Annotated in this window: 20 protein-coding genes, 1 tRNA gene and 1 riboswitch; of the genes, 3 read left to right on the top strand and 18 right to left on the bottom strand. The window is 32.2% G+C overall.

Annotated elements, in window-relative coordinates; all coding sequences use genetic code 11:
- Positions 1–5: 5 nt before the first annotated feature.
- The 6 genes from JV173_RS01820 to JV173_RS01795 form a co-directional block, all read right to left on the bottom strand.
- Positions 6–6,734: an RHS repeat-associated core domain-containing protein gene (locus JV173_RS01820; RefSeq protein ID WP_205734585.1), complete on the bottom strand. Its 6,729-nt coding sequence runs from the start codon at positions 6,732–6,734 to the stop codon at positions 6–8.
- A gap of 25 nt (positions 6,735–6,759) precedes the next feature.
- Positions 6,760–7,644 carry a nucleotidyltransferase family protein gene (locus JV173_RS01815; protein WP_205734584.1) on the bottom strand — a complete coding sequence of 295 codons (885 nt, stop codon included), beginning with the start codon at positions 7,642–7,644 and terminating at the stop codon, positions 6,760–6,762.
- A gap of 10 nt (positions 7,645–7,654) precedes the next feature.
- Positions 7,655–8,464, bottom strand: a complete 810-nt coding sequence (locus JV173_RS01810; RefSeq protein WP_205734583.1) for a nucleotidyltransferase family protein — start codon at positions 8,462–8,464, stop codon at positions 7,655–7,657.
- 77 nt (positions 8,465–8,541) lie between these two features.
- Entirely contained in the window at positions 8,542–8,934 is a 393-nt protein-coding gene (locus tag JV173_RS01805) for a hypothetical protein (RefSeq protein WP_205734582.1), read from the bottom strand.
- 2 nt (positions 8,935–8,936) lie between these two features.
- Complete coding sequence (locus JV173_RS01800) at positions 8,937–9,425, bottom strand: sigma-70 family RNA polymerase sigma factor (RefSeq protein ID WP_205734581.1); 489 nt, start codon at positions 9,423–9,425, stop codon at positions 8,937–8,939.
- Between the two features lie 382 nt (positions 9,426–9,807).
- Positions 9,808–9,969 (bottom strand): hypothetical protein, encoded by a 162-nt coding sequence (locus JV173_RS01795; RefSeq protein WP_205734580.1) that lies wholly within the window; start codon positions 9,967–9,969, stop codon positions 9,808–9,810.
- Positions 9,970–10,062: 93 nt separating this feature from the next.
- Between JV173_RS01795 and JV173_RS01790 the strand changes: the two genes are divergently transcribed.
- Together JV173_RS01790 and JV173_RS01785 are read left to right on the top strand one after the other, a co-directional pair.
- Positions 10,063–10,971 carry a hypothetical protein gene (locus JV173_RS01790; RefSeq protein WP_205734579.1) on the top strand — a complete coding sequence of 303 codons (909 nt, stop codon included), beginning with the start codon at positions 10,063–10,065 and terminating at the stop codon, positions 10,969–10,971.
- Between the two features lie 212 nt (positions 10,972–11,183).
- Positions 11,184–11,522 carry an NfeD family protein gene (locus JV173_RS01785; RefSeq protein WP_205734578.1) on the top strand — a complete coding sequence of 113 codons (339 nt, stop codon included), beginning with the start codon at positions 11,184–11,186 and terminating at the stop codon, positions 11,520–11,522.
- 1 nt (position 11,523) lies between these two features.
- On the opposite strand, the gene JV173_RS01780 is transcribed toward JV173_RS01785, so the two are convergent.
- Positions 11,524–12,330, bottom strand: a complete 807-nt coding sequence (locus tag JV173_RS01780; RefSeq protein WP_205734577.1) for a nucleotidyltransferase family protein — start codon at positions 12,328–12,330, stop codon at positions 11,524–11,526.
- A gap of 41 nt (positions 12,331–12,371) precedes the next feature.
- The gene (locus JV173_RS01775; protein ID WP_205734576.1) at positions 12,372–12,944 is read right to left on the bottom strand and encodes an alpha/beta fold hydrolase; all 573 of its coding nucleotides are present in this window, start codon (positions 12,942–12,944) and stop codon (positions 12,372–12,374) included.
- Between JV173_RS01775 and JV173_RS01770 the strand changes: the two genes are divergently transcribed.
- Positions 12,919–14,373 (top strand): recombinase family protein, encoded by a 1,455-nt coding sequence (locus JV173_RS01770; RefSeq protein ID WP_205734575.1) that lies wholly within the window; start codon positions 12,919–12,921, stop codon positions 14,371–14,373. The two genes, JV173_RS01775 and JV173_RS01770, sit on opposite strands and share 26 nt — an antisense overlap.
- 173 nt (positions 14,374–14,546) lie before the next feature.
- On the opposite strand, the gene rlmD is transcribed toward JV173_RS01770, so the two are convergent.
- From rlmD to JV173_RS01720, 10 genes are all read right to left on the bottom strand, one after another.
- The gene (gene rlmD / locus JV173_RS01765) at positions 14,547–15,914 is read right to left on the bottom strand and encodes a 23S rRNA (uracil(1939)-C(5))-methyltransferase RlmD (RefSeq protein WP_205734574.1); all 1,368 of its coding nucleotides are present in this window, start codon (positions 15,912–15,914) and stop codon (positions 14,547–14,549) included.
- A gap of 85 nt (positions 15,915–15,999) precedes the next feature.
- The gene (locus tag JV173_RS01760) at positions 16,000–17,181 is read right to left on the bottom strand and encodes an acetate kinase (protein WP_205734573.1); all 1,182 of its coding nucleotides are present in this window, start codon (positions 17,179–17,181) and stop codon (positions 16,000–16,002) included.
- Positions 17,182–17,265: 84 nt separating this feature from the next.
- Positions 17,266–17,937: a PAQR family membrane homeostasis protein TrhA gene (trhA, locus tag JV173_RS01755; protein WP_205734572.1), complete on the bottom strand. Its 672-nt coding sequence runs from the start codon at positions 17,935–17,937 to the stop codon at positions 17,266–17,268.
- Positions 17,938–17,940: 3 nt separating this feature from the next.
- A complete protein-coding gene (locus JV173_RS01750) occupies positions 17,941–18,462 on the bottom strand; it encodes a tRNA (cytidine(34)-2'-O)-methyltransferase (protein WP_205734571.1) in 522 nt (173 codons plus the stop codon).
- Positions 18,459–19,895 carry an MATE family efflux transporter gene (locus JV173_RS01745; protein WP_205734570.1) on the bottom strand — a complete coding sequence of 479 codons (1,437 nt, stop codon included), beginning with the start codon at positions 19,893–19,895 and terminating at the stop codon, positions 18,459–18,461. Before JV173_RS01745 ends, JV173_RS01750 begins: the two co-directional genes overlap by 4 nt.
- Positions 19,896–19,916: 21 nt before the next feature.
- Entirely contained in the window at positions 19,917–21,356 is a 1,440-nt protein-coding gene (locus JV173_RS01740; RefSeq protein ID WP_205734569.1) for a nicotinate phosphoribosyltransferase, read from the bottom strand.
- Positions 21,357–21,440: 84 nt separating this feature from the next.
- Positions 21,441–22,601, bottom strand: coding sequence for a PTS sugar transporter subunit IIC (locus JV173_RS01735; protein ID WP_205734568.1), 1,161 nt, complete (start codon positions 22,599–22,601; stop codon positions 21,441–21,443).
- Positions 22,602–22,711: 110 nt separating this feature from the next.
- On the bottom strand, positions 22,712–23,047 hold the full coding sequence (locus JV173_RS01730) for a cupin domain-containing protein (RefSeq protein ID WP_205734567.1): 336 nt from the start codon (positions 23,045–23,047) through the stop codon (positions 22,712–22,714).
- Positions 23,048–23,100: 53 nt separating this feature from the next.
- Positions 23,101–24,309, bottom strand: coding sequence for a cation:proton antiporter (locus tag JV173_RS01725; RefSeq protein WP_240452997.1), 1,209 nt, complete (start codon positions 24,307–24,309; stop codon positions 23,101–23,103).
- Between the two features lie 38 nt (positions 24,310–24,347).
- Positions 24,348–24,426, bottom strand: a riboswitch (Fluoride riboswitch).
- Positions 24,427–24,682: 256 nt separating this feature from the next.
- A tRNA-Leu gene (locus JV173_RS01720) sits at positions 24,683–24,766 on the bottom strand.
- Between the last annotated feature and the right edge of the window lie 2 nt (positions 24,767–24,768).

Here is a 24,768-nt window from a genome sequence, read left to right as displayed (position 1 = left end):
TTCTCCTATCTAAAAATTTCATATACAGCAAATCCTATTAGTCCAACTCCACTAACAATTGCAGCCCATCCTGCCACTTTACTTAATCCAGTAGGTTCTGGAGCTATTAGTGCTGCAATACCACCTAAAACTGCTCCAATACCCGCAATAAGTTCAAATATTGCTTTAAGTCTTCTAAAATCATCTGTTGAAATCCAGTTCCATGCAGGTACTAATCCGCCATACCATAGACCATCAACAATTCCTTTTTGCCATATAGTATCAACAAAGAAACTTCCAACTGCAGGTAACGCTGTATTTGTAATCCAATTCCATGCGCTACTTGCTGTATTAGATACCCAGTTCCAAACAGTTTCCGAGGTGTTAACCACCCAGTTCCAAATATTGTTTGCTGTATTGGTTACCCAGTTCCATCCCTCTGTTGCTTTATCTGTAACCCAATTCCATGCTCCAGTTGCGGTATCTTTTGTCCAATTCCATGCATCATTTGCTTTATCTGTAACCCAGTTCCATGCTCCGGTCGCGGTATCTTTTGTCCAATTCCATGCATCCTCAGCAGCATCTTTAGTATCTTCCCATAGATCTTCAATCCATTCAAAGAATCCCCAGTTACCATTTGCATCATAATCCTTTACTGGATTATTACGACAATATGTGAACAAATTCATACCAATTGTGTTTTTAAGTTTAACTCGCAACATGTTATCTGAATTAATAAATCGTGCAACATTGGCATTATAGTATCTACTCTTTAAATAATACCATCCTGTTTCTTGATCAAGGTAATAACCTTTGTATACAAAATGATTAATATCATCAATCGTAGAATTATTGATTATTTTTCCAATAATGTTGCCCCATGCATCATATTTATATGATACCATGACTTGACCGTTCTCATCAACTATTTCTGTAATGATTCTATGTAAATCCCTAATGTAGAAGTACTGTTTACCAAGATATTCAAATCCTACCAGTCTATTCTTTTCGTCATAATTGTATCTGGTTGTGTTTCCAGCACAGGTTTCAGATATGATGTCCGATCCATTCAAAACATAGTCTGTAATAATACCATCAACTTTTTTGCTTGTTCTAACATTTTGATTATTGTAACTATATTCAATGCTTGATCCATCAATAGCGACTATACTAGTACCCTTCCAAGTTAATGTTTTGTTACCTATTTGTGATGGATTACCGATAAAGTTACTGCTGTAACTAAAGTTCTCTGTATTGATAACTACACCATTTTCTTTTTTAACAATGGATAGTAGTTTATCTTTCCATGAACTATCATAAGTATATTCGTATGATTCCACAGGTGTACCACTTACGTTTAATGGTTGATTTCCTGCATAATACTTCTTTGATAGGATATTGTTATTACCACTATATGTCATAATCAATGTTCTTTGATCAACTGGATTGTACTCTCTTACCAGTCTGTTTAGATAATCATAATTGTATTCATAAGTGCCATCTGGTGTTGTCATTGAAGTGACATTTCCTAATACATCATACGAGTAAGTTACGACTGATTGGTCATACTTAGTAATACTTTCAACTTGTAAAGAGGTTTTACCAGTACCAGGGGATTTATATGCATAAGTGTTTTCTAATGTAACAAGTCCTGTATCAATGACATCCTTTTTACTTCTACCTAATACATCAACATGCGTTTTAACAGACATCATATGATTGTTTTGGAATAATCTGTTAATTCTGGTTGCATCCAACACATCGTCTTTATATGCTAACATTTCAAGTTGACCATTCAAATGATCGATTGGGTTAAATCCATCTAAATCACATCCAATGATGGTTTGTGCACCTTGTAATGAAATAATTGCGGTTTTAGTTAATGTTGTCATACCGTCATAAACCTTGAACTCGGTTCCGTTCCACGTTAAGATAACTGTTTTCCATGCATCAGTTGGTACTACTGCATTTCTCACTAAATATTCAGATCCGTTTAGAACCATGTATAGTTTATTATCATTCTTTAAAATGACACCGAATAGATTTGTTCCATCTTTTTTATTCATGATAATGGTTCTATTTTCTAAAGATGTACTTGTTGGTTTAAATCTAACGCTTAAAGTTCCTTTTGTATTTAAATCAAAATCATATACCAGTTTACCTTTTGTATCAGAAAGTCCCATCAATTCATCATAACTACCATAAACATGCTTTCCATCACTATTGCTATACTCAAATAATCTTGTCTTATCAAGTGCATAACTTTTATCTGTGTATGCATAACTTAATGGTTTAACACCATATTTTGATATGAAGCTACCATTGAGTGTAACTGTGTCAAGTCCGTCATATAGTTCTGGATTTTCAAATGAAACTCCAGTTTTTGGTGTCATACCAGCATCATTTGTCAGATATTTAGCACCTTGGTTGTATAAAACCTTAAATGTATTTTGACGATGTTTATATGCACCAACAGTTAGCATGTGTACTTTTGGTTGATATGTCGAATTTGGTTCGTTACTTCCACCTGATGATTGACCCCTATCACCAATTATCAGTTTATTAAGTTCATAGGTTACATCGACGTTATTCTTAAAACTATTATTATATTGATCTTCAACAGCAAATGCCAACTCTGTATTGCCACCTGCTCTGTTAACTGCAAGCCCAACAAAAATCCATTTATCTACTGCAGGAATAGTTATTGTACCATGCGTACTATTTGGACTGGTTTTTGTATATTTTAGTGTGAACACATAATTACTTCCTACTTTTTTAACCAGTACTTTGAAGTAGTCTGTTCCATCTTTACCAGCACTGAAAAGTATACGTTCATCTGATAAGCCTGTTAGTCTAAACCAACCAAAGAAGGATTTATTGTAATAGAATCTGTTACGCCAATCGATCTTATCAAACCATCCACCATGAATATTACCTGTTTCTCTTTTATTGTTAACTGTTGATAAATCATAAACAACTTTAGAGGAATTTTTAGTTAGTGTAATCACTTTGTCTTTTAAGATGTTATCATCTCCAAAGTATGCACTTGATACCAAATCAGTTCTCATACCAAATAAACCAGTATAGGAGAAATAATCTTTTACAACGTCATCTCCAAAAGCATTAGCAATTCTCGTTCTTAATCCTTCTTTATTGTATTGATTAAACTCATTGGTGTATTCAAAATCATAGCTTCTAACAGCACCATTGATGTCAAAGGTTGCTTTTTGAACCTGATCTAAATTATCGTAATCAAAACGAATTACTTTACCACTAGAATCTGACTCTTTAATGAGTTTTCCTTTTAAGTCATAACTAAAGTATTTTGTTACTGCATCTGTATCAATTTGATACACTTGTCCTTTATCATTGTAGTGATAGGTTGCAACAACAACATTTCTAAACTTCACTTGTTGTAAACGACCTTTTGTATCGTATGTAAAATCAAATGATTCATTGGTATCACTACCATATGTTTGTTTTGTAATTAAATCAGTTTCTACACCATTTTTTACAAATCCATGCTCATAGGATGCAAACACTTGATTGTTTACCTTAACTTGTTTAAGCTTACCCCACACATCATATACAAAATCATACTTTGTACCATTATCAGTAGTAATAGATTTTAATGACTGATCTGTATTATATTGATATGTGTGCGCGGCTGATTTCCCTTCACCGCTTTGAATGAGTTGAATAAGATTATTATATGCATCATAGTTGCTTGTTTTTACAACACTTTTAGCATTTGTTTCTTGGTGTACACGTCCTTTAGAATCATACGCAATCGTAGAAGTATTACCTAATTCATCTTTGGTAGATACAATTTTATTATTGCCATTAAATGTCTGTTCGAATGTGACTTTACCATCTTCTGACGTGATTTCAGACTTTTTACGATTTCCGTTATTGTCATATTCAAAATTAATCTTGTTACCTTTTGCATCATTAATTTCTGTAAGTTTATCGTTTGTACCATAAGTATACTTATATGTATCACCTGATGGATCAATTGTCGCTATGACTTTATGATTCTCATCATATTCTAGAGATGACTTCGTTTTATCACTATTCATTTGATCAATTAAATTACCTTTTTCATCATAGTTATAGTGCTTACCAGAGGCATCTTTATATAATTGAATTGCATCAAAATTAACAGTATTTGGTCCATTGTGTTCAATGATAATTGTAATTCCTGTATAAGGTTTACCAGTTGTGATGTTTCTAAGTAGCATTTGCCAGTTAGTTGTTTCTCTACTAAAATCAAATTCTAATACATCGTTGTCAAATCCAGGATATTCAATTGCAACTTTAATTCTAAAAATATCTGTTGCTAAACTATATCCTTTTGCCCATGCAACTAAGGTGAATTCCTCACCTGGACCACCACTGATAACCAAATGATTAGACAGTGTTTTGAGTTTATTGATTTCACCTACTAGCATCATGTTTTTAGAACCTAGTATTTTATCAAATGGTTCTGTCATGTATGATTCTACCAATCTATCTTGATAATGGTAGTTGTTTGAAGGAACCCAACCAGTAGGTAAGCCTCCAGCTTCACCATCAAAGTAACCATTTTGGATAAGATTATATGATGTTCGATGTGGTGTTACCATTTGGAAATCATCAAAATAGACTTCACCTTCAGTATGATTACATAAAATGTTTAACTCCATAGATGTAGATGTAGCATTACTTGGAATATTTAAACCGGTGATTTCAAATCTTGTCCAATTTTCATTTCCTACTACATTAATACTATCTTTGATAATTGCATCTGCATCGACAATAACATATGCTTGCCCATCTGCTTCATCAATCATGCCAATTTCACCTGGTAATGCTAACCGTCTAATTGAGTAATATATTTTTATATTTACTTTTGCAATTCCTACTGCATCTTTGGATTTAGCAAAAAACACTAGTTTTTGATTACCTGTTTGAGGTGTCACATTTTGGAATACTTTTGTTTGTCCAGATGTTGTTTTTCTTACTCTTAGACATTTATCACCATACACACCACCATCAACAACTTTCACTGTTGCAGGTGCATCTGTCTTCCATCCAACAGTACTAGTTCCAATAGCTTCTACTGATTCATCAAAGCTTTGATTTAAAATAGGATTCCGTACGTTAAATACGACTGCAGATGCTTCTTGTAGCATTTGTTGTGTACCATCTTCTGAAACCTTACCATACCCCATAGCAATTGCATTGCCATCACCATCAATTTTTTGGATACATTGTCCATAGTTGTTTTGATATAGATAAGTAATATTACCCATATGATCTTGAAGTTTCGTGTGTAATCTGGTTGAATCATAAAACATTGTTACAAACGTGCCATTTGTTTCTGGTGAGTATACTTGATTGATGATTTTTATAACTTTTGAATTGGTAAGTTCAAACTTCATTGCGATATTCAATTTAACATCAATTAGACGAATAAGTGTTGAACCACTATATTGATAACGTGCTTCATATCGATCAATATAATCTTTAGTCGTAACTGATCCACCAGATGACGTACTTGATGATACATAAGTAATATCTTGAAGTTTAATCTTTGTTGGTCCATATGAACCATGCTCAAAATATAGACTTTTGGCTTCTTCAATAAATTCAATACGACTGACATAGTTTCCTGAATATGTGATGGTTACATTTCTTCCGTCTGCATTGATCGATGTAATTTTTGTACCATTGTTGACAAAGGTAATTGTAGTTCCATCGGCTTGTTTTAATTCTTTGATAAGTCCTGTCTTGCCAAGTTTCATTTGATTTTTTTGTCTGTCAAAAATTACAAGATCGTTTGTTTCTTCTTCTAGATAAGAAAAGTCAAAGAAATTAATAAACACTTTATCTTTTTCAGTTTCAATACCATATTGCGATGCTTGTGATTGACTAACTTCATCATAGTGCTGTACTGAACCATCAGGATGTACCACTGTGAAGCGTTTATTAGTGCTTGAAACACCAAAATCAAAACTCATACGCCAATTTGATGGCATTGAAACTTTTTGGCTAAGTGGTGAAATACCAGTTGGTCGAAGTTGTGCGTAAAATGCGCCAATAGAAATCGGTGCTTTTTGTGATTCTGTTTTAAAACCTGAAAATGCTGCTAGTAGTTTACCAGTGAAATTATTAACAAATCCCTTACCTGCAAAACCAGCTTCTTGTTCTGTAAAACTTAAATGTGGCGCAAGACCAGTTTGTCTGGCATTCTCAACAACTAACACTTCATTAATATTTAGAATTTGACTGTGTCTCGGTGTGTAGATATGTCCCCAAGATGCTGTTGTATAAATTGCAATACTTGTGTTCGTTGTTCCACTCTTTTTCCATTTTCTAGCAAGATTGGTTAAATCAAATATTGCTGCTTGAGTACTTGGAGATGCTTGACCTGAACCAAATATTTCCACATAATGTTCCGCTTCAATCTGACTTAGATTTACTGATGGTTTAGAATTCCAGTTCACACTACTTGGAATATAAGTTCCGGTTACTTCTCTTGCAAAGAATCTGACGCCATCACTCATGTATGCTATTGGTAAAACAAGTTTCATTTTGGCAATTTCGTCAATATATGAGAAATTTAACCCACTAATCTTAAGTAAAAGTATACCTTCTGATTGATTGCTTGAATCAATCAGTTCAATGTTATAATTGCCAACTGTTGGTTGATTTGGATGCAAGTAATTCGTAACAATGGATAATCCATTTAAATTTGTAAGTCTTTGTATCATTTTTTTATTTCTCCTTTTTTATTTTTTAAATGATTGTTATTACATGTGTCATCTCGTGTATTTCAAGAGATGTCAGTGCATGGCTAAATTCCATAACATCCATGCGATAAGCCATAATTTCGCATAAATATGTTCTTAATTTTTTCATTACTTCTTGTTTTTCGTAATTGATGATGTGACTATCTAAAATGACTAAAACATCAATATCACTGGTTGCAATATTTGTTTCCTTAACATATGATCCATAGAGATAGAGTTGTTTTACATAATATTTTTTTTGTAAAATACTTCTTTCACTTTTTAAGATTGCAATAACTTCTTCTTTTGTTTTTCGCTCTGAAATATCTAAAATCTTATGGTCATGCGTTTTCCTAACAAAATGCTCTGCTTGAACTAAAAACAGATAAAACTGATTGGGATTGGTTTTTCTTAAATTAATCGCATCCATATAAATTTTTTTATCATTGGGATACACAATAATTGGATATAATCCTCTTTTAATCAATATGTAGTTTGTTATTAAAAATGCAAACTCAATTCTTGAACTAATCTTTAAATCAATCAGCATAAGATGCATTTGACACGCCTTTTGTTGTGCGTGATCATCTAACCGTTGATAATACTTTTCTAAGATTTGCTGATTGATCTTTTTTGATAGTTTTTTACTTGTTAAAATAAAATATGTTGTTTCTATTAACTCTTTTGTTACATCAGAACTTGTGTTGTGAATCAAATACCTAAACGCATCAGCAAACTTTTTCACTCTTAGCTCAGCTTTAGTTTGTGTAGTATATTGATCTAGACAGATTTGTTTAAATGTCTCATGCACTAAATCAACTTTAATAAGTTTACTGGTAAATTCAATGAACCGGTAAAACAACTTGTCATTGATAACTACTTTCTCCGTCATATCTTTCATCTCAAAATACCGTTAAATTATCATGAAAGACAGTCTCTGCAACATTTTTAGTCCAAATGTTTAAGTCAACATGAGCATCAAGCATCGTTTCTAGCAAGCTTTTGATTAAAAACTTATCTTTATAACTGATGAGTCTGTCCGATTTAATCCAGATATCCATATCTGAGTATGCATGCTGATCACCTCTAGCAAATGAGCCAAATAAGCCTATTGATGTAATGCCATATAGATCTTTAAGCATTTCTTGATGCGCTTGCATCATTTGTATAACCTCATCTTGAGTTTTAACTTTTTGCTTCCTATTAAGTTTATTGACTGTATTCATGTATGCATGAAAAAACAACAACTCTAATCTATGCGCTTCTGCATCGTCAATGATTGCTTTGATGATTTGCTTAGATATGCTAGGATAAAAGATAACTGGACAATATTCTTGACTAATGAGTAAGCAGTTAAAAATAAGCTTGGCCATTTCTTCTGTTTGATCTAAAAACAACTCAGATTGAACGATTTCAACAAAACATGTTATCATCTCGCTTATGGTTTTAATCTTCAGTGTCTTTTCAATAAATGCCTCTGATATCACTATATTTTTACTTGTCAATGCTTGATACATATCATTAAGTGATGTCTCAGTAATTGGCGCTTTTTTAAACACCAAAAACGCCTTCAACAAGCTTTGAAATCTACTATTTTCATCCTTTGTATCTTCATACGAAAATGGTTTACCATCTGATAGATATCTGATAAACCTTGCATCAATCTTTTGATTGTATTCCGTAATATTTTCTATTTCATTAACTTTTCTCATAACTTGCTCCTTTGGTTTTTATTTTGCTAAGTTAACAACTTTTAAGATTATGGTGGAATTCTCAACTGTAACATATGTTATTCCTCCTTGTCTTCTTCTGATAAAGTTTCAAATTCGACTTCATCGATCTCAATTCCAATTTTTTTGTTTAAGCCACGTTGCTCTTCTCCAAGTAACCGCATGATATAAACAACCACTTCAATTAATCTATCAATCAAGGCTTTGCTAGTTGTTAAAATAAACGTTGCTACCATTGTTATAATCGTTATTTTGACTGATTCATCCATATTGGTTATCATAATGATGAAAATTAATAAGCACACACTGACTACAAACAGTAAAACCGAAGAAAACAAACCCCACATCACATTTTTCATGAAAAATTTGTTAAGACTCATAATTTTTTTACTTTCAAACGTATGCTTTTCATGCTTTGCTTCATCTATTTCTTTTTCATTAATTGATTCCATACTTATTGCCACCGCCTTCTGATTTCATCTAGTATTTTTTGTATTCTTCTTCTCATGGTGTCTGCCGAAACACCATATTTTTTTCCTATTGCCTTATAGGTCATGTTTTGATAAAAATAAGCTAATAAAATATCCTTATCTTTCTTTTTTAGATGTTTATTGACATAATCTAAAATCATTGATTTATCAATTAAAACGTCCTCTTCAGTCATCTCAGATGAAGATATGAGATCGATGTATTCATCTCCCGCATCTGTGACCTCATTTAAGGATTGGTACTTTCGATATTTACTATGTTTGAGTAGATTGATGAATTTCCGCTTTAATGCAATAAACATAAAGGGATTGACTTCTAAAGCTTCATATTCAAAATCCACTTGATTCTGAAAAATGTACATTCTTAGTTCTTGTTTGATATCCTCTTTCATATCTTGACTGAGACTACCAAACTGTTGGATCACTTTGTTGATCATTGATTCATACTGTTCCATAAAATTAATAATGAAATCCACTAATGATTTTCGACTTTCACCCCTTGTGCCAAATCCAATTGAAAGTCAGGAATAAATCCTTGGCACACCCACCTGTTCATACTTCAAAAATAAGATGAAATAGATAGTTTTAACATTCACCCCCTTTAACGCATATCAATTGTTTGCTATGACGTTAAAGTCTGACACTATCTCCTGATTGAATGCTGGGAATTGAAACCTTATGTGTCTACCCACCTGATGCAGTTTGAAGATTTAAATCTCCTCTCTACACTTATAAAGACAACTTGAGTTCCCAAAAAACGCAAACTTTTTTTCTATTATTCTTTGAATAATACTTTTTTTGAAAACGAATGGTTTCATTGACGGTTTGCGTTCATTTTTAGATAATTCCAATATCTTCAAACGATTCAGGTTCACCAGAATTACCAAAACCTAAAGTCACTGCTTGATCCTTTTCTTCTTCAACAACAGTCGGTTGAGTAGAACCAAAACTAGAAACTACAAGTAACATTAACACCATCGCTGCGAGTATCTTTTTCATTTATACTTTCCTCCTTTCCTTGTTTGGCTCTATCATAAAGGTATTAAACATGTAAAAACAGTCCACATATGGACTGTCATTTAAGGAGGATATATGTTATATAAGGAGCTTGCGTTCTATTTTGAAAGACTACGTTATGAACGTGGTTTTAGTCAAGAAAGCTTCATTTTCGATATTGTATCTATCTCACAGTATAAACGTTATTTAAAGGGTCATCCACCGATTCCTTTTCCTGTGATGGTTGCTTTATCTAATCGTCTTGGTTTAAAATACGATTATATCTTAGAGGAATTAGATATCGCTAAGAATAAAGAGAGGAGAATGGTGATTCGTTTGATGAATTTCATTGTTAACTATGATTATGAAGCATTTGATGCATTAGTTGCTGACCTAAGTGATGACTTCTTTTTAGAGGATAGAAATAAACTGCTTTATCGCTATGTATTGATTCTAAAGGATCTGTTTCAAAAGAAGTTAAGTGATAGTGATGCTCTATTTAAGTTGAAAATTCTCATTGATTATCCAAATATTCTAAAACTCAAGACACTGTCTTCAAATGAATTTATGATTTTGGGTATGCTTGCCACACTGTTGCCTAAAAATGAACAGATGGTTGTTTTAAAACGGATAGAAAAGATACTTGAAAACCCTAGTCAAGTAATCTCTGGCAGTAATGAGAAAATGATTGTCATGGTTTTGGTGAGAATCATTAAACTGCTTGGTATGCATGAAGATTTCAAGAAAGCTCTTTTCTATTGTCAAACCGGCATTAAAATCTGTAAATCCATTGGTACATTCTATTCACTTGACTACTTATACTACTATGCATCGCTCTGTCATCATTCTTTAGGAGAGATTGATCAAAGAAATGAGTTTATCTATTTAGCGATCGTTGCTTCAAGTGTTGATGGTAATCCAAAGAAAAGAGAAAAGTTTGTTAAACTGATTGAAGATGACTATCATATCGATATTAATCAGTTTATGCATAATAAGTGGAAGTAAACAAAAAAAGATGCAGATCGATTGTTTCATCGACTTGCTGCATCTTCTTGTTTATTTATTTAACAATTCTGAGTTGTCATACAAAAAGAAATGATTGTCTCCTAGTATTTTTAGAGAAAATCAATCTAGAGATTGCATATATTAAAAATATATAATATACTGTTAAGCAACGTATATATATGCTATAATTATTCATGGAAGGAGCTATTCTTATGCACAAATCAAAAAATGTATATTTATATATAGCATCATTCATTTGTTTATCAGCTTTTTTAATATCCCTTTTATCAATCAATATGTATCAACCGATTGTTCATACACTCTATTTAATCGGTATCATACTATATTTTGTGGAACTCTTTTATAAAAAGCAAATATTCTATTTCACTTCAATTGGTATTATTGCAATATCATTTCTTGCATTTTACGCTGATTATGGACTTTCTGGTGGTAATCTATCGGGATATGGGTGGACAACGTTAGCAACTGGCATATCTATGACATTTCTTTTAGTAGTATATTATTTTTTTGAATCCAAAAGAAATAAATAGTTTAAGTACTTTTTATATGTTTTGCATACTCTAGTATATTCTTAATGAATCCTTTAATGGGTTCATTTTTTTTATGAATTGTTACATCAATTTTTGTATTTAAATATTTGACAAACAAATTTTTTACAAGTATCTTGATAACATCATACGATGTGTCTGTGTTCATCTCAACTAATATGTCTACATCACTGTAACTATTTTGTGTCCCCTTAGCAAAAGATCCATAAACATATATATCTGTTATTTTAAACATTTGCAATTCCGATACTGGTATTTCTTTAATACATTTTTCGATTTCTTCAAGTTTTTTATACTGTGTCTCTTTGTAATAACCCTCATGAGCCTTTTCTATTTCTTTAATCACAGTTTCAAATAATTCTTTCGACTGCATTGAATCATATATTTTTTCTTGATATCCATTATATAAAATAAGCAGTTTGTCCTTTTCTTTGAAGTATAAATTGTTAAAAATCATGCTTGAAACTATAAATGAAAATTCCTTAAATACATTCTTTAACATGATATACGAAAATATTTGATAAACATCAGTCTTTGGTAATTTATTCAGCAAATCATAATCAATGTGCTTATCTTTATTAAAACCAGGAATGAGCTTCACTATTTTATTGATAAATATTTCTATTGAAACTTGATCTTTTATGAGCTGTATAATTTTCATAACTGCTTTTGAATTAGGATCTGAATTTATTGTTTTATCTTCTCTTTTTTTAGTTTGATTATAATCTTTAAAAATAGTAAATAGTGTATTTCTAATAAATTTTATTTCAATGTTTTTTCTATATGGCATACTTATTTCCCTCTCTATAAAAATAGATGTCATGACGACATCTATTCTGATTCTATTTGATTGATACAAGCTAATACACGATGGTATGTAAACAGTTGGTCAACCATTCCTGAATGTTCATACGCAATATTGCCTTGGTATGCAATTTGATATGCTTTGATATTATTGTACCCTTTTGCCATTGCGTGACTTAATTCCACATAAGGATCTGACCATTCAACAGGATGATTATATAGATGTCCCATATAATATACAGGAATTGTGCGTGCAACGAATGCACCTGAAGCAAGTGCAAATGCTTTTGGTTTAATGTTCAATTGATTCCACTGATCTCTAATTTCCAGCATTTTCCACGGCCACATCAAAGTTCCATCACCTGATATTCCATTTAAGAAAATTTGATAATTGTATGGTGTTGCAATGCTAATTAATCCAGCAACTTTATTTGTATACCTACTTGCATACTCTACACCTACCAAACCACCTTTGGAATGCCCAAGTAAAATGATTTTAGCATTATATGGATATATGAATTTTAAATGATCAATAATGTGAACTGATACCAAACGAAGAGTTGAGTTTAATAGAATGATATCAGATGCTAAAAATGGCAAGATTGATTTGATTCTAGTAAAATCAATTTCAAGATTTGCAAGAAACACTGTTGACTGTTTACAACACATTAGAGAACTTAAAAGTTATGCTGTTGAGGTCTTTTTTGAAAAGGATAATCTTTGGAGTTTTGATAACAATACAGAAGTTATTCTAACGATGCTTGCAACATTCGCCCAGGAGGAAGCAAGATCAATTTCAGAAAATGTAAAATGGAGCGTTAGAAAACGATTCAGAGATGGCGTGCCAATTGTAAATCATTCAAGACTGCTAGGATACACCAAAGATAAAAAAGGTGGCAATCTTGTCATTGTTCCTGAAGAGGCTGAAACTGTTAAACTAATCTTTAGCATGTATACCAAAGGCATTGGACCACAAGAAATATGTAAACGTCTGATGGAAAAAGGATTAAAAACTGGTGCTAATAAAACCATTTGGCGACAAGCATCGGTTATCAAAATATTAAAGAATGAAAAGTATGTTGGAGATCTAGAACAGCAAAAAACTATTACACTTGATTTCCTATCTCACCGAAAAGTGAGAAACATTGATATTGCACCAAAATATTACTCTAAAGATAATCATGAAGGAATCATTGATAGAAAGACATTTGAACTTGCACAGCATATTATAAAGGATAGAGCCAATAGCAAGATAGGTGCCAATAAAGATTCAACCAAGTATAACAATCGATACCCACTTTCATCAATGGTTGTATGCGCACATTGTGGCAGATCTCTTAAAAGACGTTATTGGAACTACGGAAGTTCTGCACAGAAGGTTATGTTGCAGTGTGGGGGCTATTTAGAAGGCAAAGGCAACTGTGATGCCAAAGCCTTAACAAACGACGTTGTCGAGCGAGTAACGGCGCATGTAATCGATTCATTGTTCATGCAAGACACTTCCTTTATTGATTTACTGTTTAGTATTACAAATAAGGCAATTTCGGTTGGTGCAGCTGAAGATGCACTGATTGAAAAACGTGAGCTAATTATAGAAATAGAAAATGAAATTGAATCATTGATTGATCTTCATTTGAAAAACCCAATCCCTCAAGATGTTTTCAATAAAAAGTTATCTGCAGTAAATGATAGATTGATTATTGCTAAAAATGAGTTAAGCCAAATGGAATCTTCATTCATTAAAGGTCATGAAGCTAAAGAACGACTGGCAACCATCAACAATATCTTAAGAGAAAATAAAAATGGTATTAAAATTCTAACAAACAATCTCATCAAAGCATTTATTCAAAAAATCATTTCTGTAAATTCTGATGAGATTGTATTCTGCATGATGTCAAATAGAACGTATACTGATCAAGCATTCGCAGAAAGCATTGATAAGTTCTTAACACATCCACCAGTTATCGAAGGCACATTCAATGATCCAACCCATTCAATAAAGATGAAATTCAAGGTTATTATTCCATAGCCTATTAAAAATACCTTAACCACGCAACACACTCAACCCTACCTTGAGTTACATGTTTCCACACACTACCCCTATACATTAAGAAAATAGATAAAAACAAAAAAAGGCTGGAAAATATGAATTTCCAGCCTACATCTTATATTTTGTCATTTTATTAAGTGTCTTTGATAGCCTTACAAAGCCGTTTTTAATTCAAGCAATGAGATACTCTCCACCAATGATGTATATGGGAACATATCAAAAGGTGTAATTTCTTTAATTTCGTAAAGACTTGTTAATTCAGATAAATCCTTAGCCAGAGTTGATGGATTACATGATCCATAAACAAGACGTTTTGGTTTATATTTTTTAATAAGTTTAATTGTTTCACTTCCAAGTCCTGTTCTTGGAGGATCGAATAGCATCACATCAATTGACTTCTCATTTAACGTTTCAAGAGCTTTTTTGAAATCCTTTTGAATCACTTCAACATTATTAATACCATTTAATTTAAGTGAATTTTTAGCAGATTCCACAGCATCTTTATTGATTTCAATTGCGTAAACTTTCTTCGCCTCTTTATAGATATAATGTGAAATTGGTGCAATACCTGCATAAGCATCGATAACAATTTCATTACCACTTAGATTCGATAATGTCTTCATCTTTTGATAAAATTTATCTGCCTGATAGGTATTTAATTGGAAGAACGCTTCTGGTTTAAGTGAATAGCTTTTTCCATCAAGCATTTCGTTAATCATATCTTTACCATAAAGTAAATAGGATTCATCCGTAAAGAATGATTGTGCATCATCTTCTTTATTAACGACTTCATAAACTGATTTAATTTCGGGATGAAATTCTACTAAATCTTTAATCAATACATCAATATTTGAAACTCGCTTAGGCACGATAAATGAAACTTGCATCTCACCTAAATTTTGAGTAATTCTTACAACTGCATGTGAAATAAAACCTTTTTTAGTTTTTTTATCATAAGCATCAATTGCATGTTTATCCATTAAACCTACAAGCGTTGAAAAGACTTCATTAATTTTTTGGTGTTGTACACCGCAATCTTCGATTGGTACAAAATGGTTTGACCCTCTTTGATACATACCAAAACGATTTTTACCATTCACTTTTCTTAAAGGTAAGGTTGCTTTATTGCGATAATGCATTGGATTTTCCATACCAACAGTTGGCTTAACGATTCCAATTGGGTATGATTTCACATAACGATCTAAAGATTTTAATAGAATGTCTTTCTTTTGACCTAACATCGCATGATAGTTGAAATGCTGAGTTTGACATCCACCACATTGTTCGTAAACTGGGCAAAATGCTTCAATTCTATTTTTCGATTTCTTGTTGATGTTTTTTAAATTACCTACTGCTCTATTTTCATAAACTTCAGTGATTTCTACATCAACGTTCTCACCAGGTAAGGCTTTATCAACAAAAATAGCTAACTTTTCATAGTAGCCAATACCTTCTCCGTTGATACCCATTCTTTTAATATCTAAATTAATAACATCATTTAGTTTGACATGTTTTTGCATAAAATCACCTACAAATATATTATACCAAACTTAAGTCTAATAGACTAAAGTTTCAAAGAAAAGGAGACTTTAAGTCTCCTTAATTTTATTTTTTACCTAAACGGATAACGTCACGAGCAATCATAACTTCTTCGTTTGTTGGGATGACCCAAACCTTAACTTTAGAATCATCTGATGAGATTTCAGCTTCACCACGAGAATTATTCTTTTCTAAATCAAGTTTGATACCTAAAACTTCAAGACGTTTACATACAGCTTCTCTAACTTCTTTAGCATTTTCACCGATACCTGCTGTGAAGCATAATGCATCAAGGCCTTCAAGAAGTACATAATATGAACCAATATAATCTGCAATTCTCTTAGCTTGAATATCAATTGCAAGTTGAGCACGATGATTACCAGCATGAGCAGCATCAACAATATCTCTTGAGTCATGTGATAAACCAGATACACCTAAGTAACCTGATGCACGATTTAATTCATTTAAAGTTTTTTCTAAAGAATATCCTTCTTTTTGACTCATTAATAAGAATACAGCTGGGTCAATATTACCACTTCTTGTTCCCATTGGGATACCTTCAAGTGGAGTTAATCCCATGGATGTATCGATTGATTTTCCAGCTCTAATTGCTGAAATTGATGCACCATTACCGATATGGCAAACAATAATTTTTGAATCTTCTTTGCCTAAACGATTATGTGCAATTTGTGATACATATTGGTGAGATGTACCATGTGCACCATATTTACGTACACCATATTTTTCATACCATTCATAAGGTGTTGCATATAGGAAGTTTTCTTGTGGCATTGTTTGATGGAAAACAGTGTCGAAAACTGCAACTTGAATAACATTAGGTAATGCTTTTCTAAATGCATTAATACCAATAATATGTGCAGGATTATGTAATGGTGCTAAATCGTTGAGTGATGCAATCTTTAAGACAACTTCATCATCGATTACTGCAGAATCTTTGAATAATTCACCACCTTGAACGACACGGTGACCTACACCATTAATTTCTTCAAGTGATGAGATAATTCCATTTTCTAGTAATCCGTTGATTACTAAGTCAACAGCTACTGAGTGATCTAAGATCACTAAATCTTTTTGTTGTTTTTTAGTTCCGTTGAACTTTAAAGTGAATTCGGCATTTTTATTACCAATTCTTTCAACGATGCCTGATGCGATTTCTTTTTCTTCTGGCATCAAAAGTAATTGGAACTTAAGACTTGAGCTGCCGGCATTGACGGACATGATTTTCATAGTTAATTCTCCTTTTATACCTGTTAGAATTATAGTTTAATTAGACGCTATTTTCAATAGTTATTTTAAACATATCTAACTTTACTACATTAAATATAAATATATTGCTAAAAATTGTAAAATTGTGCCAGCTGCTACCATAATATGCCACACAAAATGGAAATACTTTATACGTGATAAGGCATAGAAAACAACACCGATTGAGTAACAAATACCACCTAATAGAATCAACCACATTGCATTTGGTGCATATAAGTATAAATCTAAAATAAAGTAAATTGCACTCCAACCGAGTAATAAATAGACTCCGATATGGACTGGTTGATATTTGTAAACCCAAATGGATTTAAAGACAATACCTACGATAATTAATATCCATTGACCAATAAATAGCGTAAGTCCAATATCTAGCATTCCAGGAATTCCAAGGAATGGCGTAGATCTTAAACTTGGTAATAAAAGTAAAGCTGGTGCAAAAGTTCCACCAATTAAAATATAAATTGAAATGTGGTCAAATCTTTTGAAGAGTGATTTACTTTTTGTAAAAGCTAAAGAGTGATATAAGGTACTCATCAAATAAAGCATAATAATTGAGATACCAAATACGATTGCACTCGTTAATTCCCATGCGTTATCTGATTTTAAGATAAGTGCAACAAGTGCGTAGATTCCAAAGATTGCCATGATGCCATGACTGGTTGCGTTGGCAATTTCTTCACCAACTGTTTGTGGTCGTTTTATTTTCTTTTCTTGCATGCACTACTCCTTAAATTTATTTAGATAATCTGGTCCCTTTAATGATTCAGGTTCACTTTCATAAAGGCCAGGGAAATCCAATTGTCTTAAAACTTCAAAGACAGTAATTGCAACACAGTTTGAAAGATTCAAACTTCTAATTTTATCATTTGTAGGAATTCTAAATGTTTGATCTAAGTTTTCAGCTAAAAGCTTACGGTCGATACCATAAGATTCACTACCAAACACTAGATAAATATCTTCTTTAATTTCATTGAATTTAAAATCTGAAAATCTATGTTTTCCATATCTTGTTAAAAAGAAATATTTACCAGGATGTGTTTCTGCAAATGTTTTGAAGTCTTTATGAACTTCAAAATATAGCGCATCATAATAATCAACAGCACTTCTTCTTAATTTTTGATCATCAATTTTAAAGCCTAATGGTTCGATTAAATGTATTTTAGTACCTGTTCCAACACAGGTTCTCATAATATTACCTGTATTTTGTGGAATTTCTGGTTGACATAATACAACATGAATCATACGGCAACTACCTCGATTTGCTGTTCATCATTTAAATTAACTTTAATATCAAGTGATACATGTTTCTTTAAATTATGTGCATGGAATAATGCAACGATATTTGAGATATTCATTGCAATCCATATAATTGAATAATTTGGATTAAACCAATTTGTTGATTTCATTAAAATAAATAAAATAAGCAACATTGGAATTCTTAATGCCCAAAGTCTGAAACTTTGTGCACGAAGTCCAAGTTTTGATTGACCTGAACCGTTAAAGATTGCCATATAGTTTTGGAATATAGACATAAATGGTTGTGTCATTAATAACCAGAATGTATATTCTTTTGAAATTTCAATTAATTCCTGACTCTCTTCACCAACTAAGAATGTAACAAATTCAGTTCTCAAGATGATTGCGATTGTAATCGCAACTACCGTTAGAGTAAAAGTCAATGTCCCAGATTGTCGATACACTTTTTCAGCACGTTCTGGTTGACGATGACCAATATTTGCACCAATAAAAACAGCGGAAATTGTTGTAATCGCATAAATTGGATTCATCAGTAACTGAGAAAGTTTGTTACCAGTTGCAAAACTTGCTGCAATGACATCACCAAATTGCCACATAATAAATCCATTGATCAGTAAAAATCCAAAGAATGTAATTGCTTGAGCAATTGCAGCAGGATATGCAAATGGCCAAATATCTTTTAACGTCTGTGTTTTAGGGATAATCGCTTTTGGATCAATTCTTACATATTTTTTTGATCTAAACAAGTCAAATAACATGAGTGGTGTAAAGATTGCATTTCCAATTAATGTCGCCCATGCACTACCTGCAACACCCATATTCAGTTCAGCTACAAAATACCACGTTAAGACGATATTAAGTAAAATACCTGCCATGTTGTATACCGTTGGCATGATTGTTGAACCTTGAGCTTGTCTAATCGACTGGTAAACTAAGAAAAATACAACAAATGGAAGTTCGAGTGCTCGAATATTGAAGTACTCAAGTGCAAATTCATAAGTCTCACCTTGTGCACCAAGCCATCCAACAAAAGCCCAAGAAAGGCTTAAGATGAATGCAGTTAAGACTAAACCAACCACTACTGCTAAGAAAACAAATTGACCAGAGTAAAATCTCGCTTTGTCTTCTCTTTTAGCACCAATATATTGAGAAATAATTGCCATTGCAGCAATCGATAGCCCAACACCAACAGCTAAAATAACGTTATTAAACGATTCATGTAAGTTTAATGCAGCAATTGCAGAATTGATTGTTGCTTCTGATGCATCCATACGAGATACGAAATATATATCGACCATCCCGTTAAATGATTTGATAAGGTTATTAATTAAAATCGGTAATGATAAGATCAATAAGGTTAACCAAATGTTCTTACCATTCAACATTTTATAAGTATTTTTTGACATTCCATTTGCCATGTTTAATACACGCTTTCTAATCTACTTTTTATGTTTTGTCATAAGTTCTTGTCTTAAATCCCAAAGTGGTTTAGATAAATCCACATAGTATTGGTGTGGGTTATTTAAGCGAATAACTTCTTGCCATAGTGTTGAAAATAATTTTTGCTTTCTTTCGCGAATTTCTTTTAAGGTTGGTAGTTGATAAATTAACTGACCTTTTTCATAGATCTTTTCTAATAATGGAACAGCTTTAAAGTTTTCAACAACTTTTTCTTTCCATGGATGTTCAGGGTCGAAAAGTGTATAAGGCTTCGATTGATCAATCACTTCATCATTCAATGTTAATAAATCTGCAATAGCCATCCCAGTTTCATCATAAAAACGATAGACTTGTTTAAATCCTGGGATAGTTGTTTTTGCAACATTATCACTAATTTTGATTTTAGGAACTAATTTGCCATTAACTTCAAGTGCACTTAATTTAAATACACCACCAAAAACTGCTTCACTTCTTGCAGTAATCAATCGTTCACCAACACCAAATGAATCAATCTTAGCATTTTGATGTACGATTAAGTCTCTAATCAAGAATTCATCTAGCGAATTAGAAACTGTAATTTTTGTTTCTGTTAAACCAGCTTCATCTAGCATTTCTCTAACTTTATTTGAAAGATAAGCTAAGTCACCGGAGTCAATTCTGACACCTTTTAAGTATTTACCCATTGGTTTTAAAACTTCATTATGAATCTTAATCGCATTAGGAACGCCTTGATTTAGAGTGTCGTAAGTATCAACAAGTAATAAACAATTGTCAGGATAATTTAAAGCATAACTTTTGAATGCTTCATATTCTGTATCAAAACTTTGGACATAAGAATGTGCCATAGTTCCAAGTGCTGGAATACCATAAAGCTTTTCTGCCAATGTGTTTGAAGTACCTGTGACACCACCAATATATGCACTTCTTGCACCTAAATTAGCAGCATCATATGAGTGTGCTCTTCTTGCACCAAATTCTAAAACAGTACGGCCTTTAGCTTCTCTTACAATTCTAGATGCTTTAGTAGCAATTAAAGATTGATGATTAATTGAAAGTAAAACCATAGTTTCTACAAGTTGACACTCAATTAATGGACCTTTAATAATTAAAAGTGGTTCATTTGGAAAAATTGGTGTGCCTTCTGGTATTGCATATACATCTGATGTAAATTTAAAATTTTTAAGATAGGTTAAAAATTCATCTGAAAAAATGTGCTTACTCCGTAAAAAATCGATATCACTTTTATCGAATTTAAGATTTTCAATATAGTCAATAATTGACTCTAGCCCTGCTAGTATAGCATAACCACCTTGATCAGGTACTGATCTAAAAAATACGTCAAACACTGCAACATCTTCATGTCTATTATCTTTGAAATAACCATGTGCCATAGTTAGTTCATAAAAATCCATTAAAAGTGTTAGATTTCTTGAATCCATATTATTATCACCTTTCTTTATTTTAACATCATTTTTTTGAAACTTTCTTTATAAGAAAATAAATCCCAATTCATGGGATTTATTTTACAATGTTGCGTCTAAAATTAAATCTGTATCTTTATACCAAGACATCTTGATGAATAATACATCTAAAAATAAGACTAAAATTAAAGGTGCCATGATCTGATAGGCAACAAATAACCATCCTTGGAATGAAAATCCAGAAATTGTTAAAGTTTGAAGTTGCCCAACCAGTCCACTACTTCCCATACCAGGCCATGCTGCAGTGAATGCATGATTATCTGGTATTGCATTGATAAACCATTGATAACCATCAAATAATAGATATGCTACCGGAGCAAGTACAAATGATGCAACTAAAGTTGGAACCCAAGTCATTGGTTTCTTCATAACGTTTTTAAATTGGAACATACTAGATGCAAGACCTACTGTAAAGATGGTACCAACATCATTCTTACGCACTGTTTGGACAGAGAAACCAATCATTTGTGCAGTACATCCAACAACCGCTGCACACATTGCGGTAATCGCAATTGGATCACCTTGTAAGAAAGGCGTTGTAAAGACTGCAATAGCAACCCCAGCACTTGAAATAAATGGTAATGTTAATAAAATACCGAAGATTAATGAAATAAATGCACTTGTAGAATACGGTTCTGCTGTCATGAAGAATTTAATCGTTGCATAAATTAATTCCATCAAGCGATCAATTGGCCACGATACAACATATACTGCTAAAACAGCCCCAAGCGAAGCAAGTAATGGAATAAAGAATAAGTCATAAACAGTTTTCTTTTTAAATACAAGCTCAATCAAGAAATAAACTGCAATTACTACTAAATACACAGTAATTGGATTGTTTGATGATGCACCAGGAACATACCAACCAGGTAATGTAAAGTCAACTTTAAGTAAACTTGCGATACCACCTGCTACAGAAATCATAACAAGCTTAAGTCCATTTAACTTAAGTGATAAACCAATACTTAAACCAATACCCATACCAAGTAAAGACGTTAGGATTTGGGATACACGATTGAAAACTTCAATCCCTATTACAAGACCTAATGTTTGTACAATTGCACCAACAACGATTGTCCCAAAAATACCAAACGTCATCGCGTTTAATGTTGTGTATAAAAATTGTCTTGTCTTTTGCCAGAATGTCGGTGTTGATGATGCCGAGTCAACACCCATTTTTTTTTCATTATTCATTGTGTTCATCTTCTTTCCTTCTGATTTATTATGACAAATCTAAATATATCATTTTTCAGAAAACTTTACATGAAAAAAGCAAAAAAAAGACACCTTTAGGTGTCCTAAATGATTTTGAATTAATTTTCAATCGGGAATACAACGGTTAAAATCATTTTAAATGGTTCAAGTGCATAAAGTGCATGGTTGATTTTTGCAGGCATAACTATTGTCTCACCTTCAGTTAAGAAATACTCTGTTTGATCAATTGTAATTTTTGCTTTACCATCAAGAATTGTAACCATTGCATCACCATTTGATTTATGCAATCCAATTTCTTCGTCTTTATCAAATGAGAATAAAGTAATACTGACATGTTTATTTTGAGCAATCGTTTTACTTGATACTTGATGTGCTTGGTAAGTCACTTGTTCTTTTAATATTAAAATTTCTGATTTATCTATGTTTTTATACATGATATACCTCTTCCTAGAATCGTTTATGTACTTCTAGCATATCACAAATAAGTCTAATTTATAAGGTGATTATCTTCATGAATAGATTCCAAAATTAATAATTTATTATATGTATTATCAATTAGGATTGCCCCAATAGGAGCTGTAATGACAATCGATAAAACGGCCATTGTTAAAATTAAGTTACCAATTGCTAATCCATTTGATAATGCAATGCCACCAATCGCTGCTTGAACGGTTGCTTTTGGTAAGTACGATATTGCAACAAATAGTTTTTCTTTAAAATCTAAACCTGTCTTTATAAGTGCTAAATAGACACCAAAAATTCTAAATGATAGCGCACCAAAAATTAGTAATACTGCAAGTAAACCAAAATTCCAAATATAATTGATGTCAACAGATGCACCAACTAAAACAAATAGAATAATTTCAAAGAATACCCACATTTTTTGATATCCAATTTCAAGTTTGATTGCTTCATCTTTTAATTTGAATAATACCATCATACCCATTGTCATGACACCAAGTAGTGCAGAAACTTCAAGATAAGGCTTTAATGCCTCTTCTAAGCCAATCATAAGGAATGAAACACCTACTAGCCAAAGTACTTGGATAGGTATTGAAAACTTGAATTTTTTAAAGATAAAAATAATATATAAACTTACTAAAAACCCTAGTGTGATACCTAAGATAATGGATGTTGGAATATTCAGTAAAGCGAGTGCATTAAAACTATTAGATTGCACTAAACCCAGTGTTGCATAAAAGATGATAATGACATAAATATCATCAAGTGATGCACCAGCTAAAATCATCTCCGGAATTTTCTTTTCTTCACCAAAACGCTTCTTCTTTAAATCAATCATTCTAGGAACAATAATTGCCGGAGATACTGCTGCAATAACAGATCCTAAAAGAATTGCTTCAGGTAATGAAATACCAAACAATAATGGTCCGAAAATTACGATTCCAATGATTTCAAAAGTTGCTGGTAGAAAAGATAATAAGATTGCAGGTCGACCGATTGCTTTTAATCTGTCAAGGTCTAAAGAGAGTCCAGCTCTTGTTAAAACAATGACAAGTGCAATCTGTCTTAAGGATGCTGAAATGTTGAGCAAACTTGGATCTAGTAAGTCGAAAAGTGAAGGACTCATTAGAATACCAATAAAAATCATTCCGATAATTTTAGGTAACTTAATCCTTTCAAAAAGAAAGCCAAGAATGAAGCCAAGAATTAAAACTAAACCTATACTATAAACCATAATTACACCTCATCGTTAAAATAAAACGCCTAACTCAAAAAGAGTTAGACGTCATCAGCAAATTTGTTTGCGGTTTTGTAGATTTCTACAAGGGAGAACATCATTCCCTTTAATTATTATAAATCTTTTTTGCCTTTATTCAATATCTTTGAAACATTTAAGATTATTTTCATACAATTTGGACAATAATATGCCTTAAATTCCCTTACGCCCATCCTCATTGCTTCACTATCAAACATTTTAAATCTTTTAATCATCACTTGTATATTTTCGTCATAATGCTATCAAGTGCGAAGATATTTAGGTCTATTTTCTTCCGTATAAAATAAAAAAACTCCAATAATTAAATTGGAGCTTTTTTACGCATTTAATGTGGTCCCCGCTACCGGACTCGAACCAGCACATCTCTCGATACTTGATTTTGAGTCAAGCGTGTCTACCATTTCACCAAGCGGGGGT

It is taken from the genome of Acholeplasma equirhinis (assembly GCF_017052655.1).
In the GTDB taxonomy this organism is placed as follows: Bacteria; Bacillota_I; Bacilli_A; order Acholeplasmatales; family Acholeplasmataceae; genus Acholeplasma; species Acholeplasma equirhinis.
Note: the sequence above shows the minus strand (reverse complement) of the source record. Positions and strands in the feature narration are given on the sequence as shown.

What these genes read in the sequence shown, in the direction of transcription:
- JV173_RS01820 (WP_205734585.1), bottom strand. Translation starts at nt 6,734, where the DNA reads ATGATACAAAGACTTACAAATTTAAATGGATTATCCATTGTTACGAAT.
- JV173_RS01815 (WP_205734584.1), bottom strand. Translation starts at nt 7,644, where the DNA reads ATGACGGAGAAAGTAGTTATCAATGACAAGTTGTTTTACCGGTTCATT.
- JV173_RS01810 (WP_205734583.1), bottom strand. Translation starts at nt 8,464, where the DNA reads ATGAGAAAAGTTAATGAAATAGAAAATATTACGGAATACAATCAAAAG.
- JV173_RS01805 (WP_205734582.1), bottom strand. Translation starts at nt 8,934, where the DNA reads ATGGAATCAATTAATGAAAAAGAAATAGATGAAGCAAAGCATGAAAAG.
- JV173_RS01800 (WP_205734581.1), bottom strand. Translation starts at nt 9,425, where the DNA reads ATGGAACAGTATGAATCAATGATCAACAAAGTGATCCAACAGTTTGGT.
- JV173_RS01795 (WP_205734580.1), bottom strand. Translation starts at nt 9,969, where the DNA reads ATGAAAAAGATACTCGCAGCGATGGTGTTAATGTTACTTGTAGTTTCT.
- JV173_RS01790 (WP_205734579.1), top strand. Translation starts at nt 10,063, where the DNA reads ATGTTATATAAGGAGCTTGCGTTCTATTTTGAAAGACTACGTTATGAA.
- JV173_RS01785 (WP_205734578.1), top strand. Translation starts at nt 11,184, where the DNA reads ATGCACAAATCAAAAAATGTATATTTATATATAGCATCATTCATTTGT.
- JV173_RS01780 (WP_205734577.1), bottom strand. Translation starts at nt 12,330, where the DNA reads ATGCCATATAGAAAAAACATTGAAATAAAATTTATTAGAAATACACTA.
- JV173_RS01770 (WP_205734575.1), top strand. Translation starts at nt 12,919, where the DNA reads ATGATATCAGATGCTAAAAATGGCAAGATTGATTTGATTCTAGTAAAA.
- rlmD (WP_205734574.1), bottom strand. Translation starts at nt 15,914, where the DNA reads ATGCAAAAACATGTCAAACTAAATGATGTTATTAATTTAGATATTAAA.
- JV173_RS01760 (WP_205734573.1), bottom strand. Translation starts at nt 17,181, where the DNA reads ATGAAAATCATGTCCGTCAATGCCGGCAGCTCAAGTCTTAAGTTCCAA.
- trhA (WP_205734572.1), bottom strand. Translation starts at nt 17,937, where the DNA reads ATGCAAGAAAAGAAAATAAAACGACCACAAACAGTTGGTGAAGAAATT.
- JV173_RS01750 (WP_205734571.1), bottom strand. Translation starts at nt 18,462, where the DNA reads ATGATTCATGTTGTATTATGTCAACCAGAAATTCCACAAAATACAGGT.
- JV173_RS01745 (WP_205734570.1), bottom strand. Translation starts at nt 19,895, where the DNA reads ATGGCAAATGGAATGTCAAAAAATACTTATAAAATGTTGAATGGTAAG.
- JV173_RS01740 (WP_205734569.1), bottom strand. Translation starts at nt 21,356, where the DNA reads ATGGATTCAAGAAATCTAACACTTTTAATGGATTTTTATGAACTAACT.
- JV173_RS01735 (WP_205734568.1), bottom strand. Translation starts at nt 22,601, where the DNA reads ATGAACACAATGAATAATGAAAAAAAAATGGGTGTTGACTCGGCATCA.
- JV173_RS01730 (WP_205734567.1), bottom strand. Translation starts at nt 23,047, where the DNA reads ATGTATAAAAACATAGATAAATCAGAAATTTTAATATTAAAAGAACAA.
- JV173_RS01725 (WP_240452997.1), bottom strand. Translation starts at nt 24,309, where the DNA reads ATGGTTTATAGTATAGGTTTAGTTTTAATTCTTGGCTTCATTCTTGGC.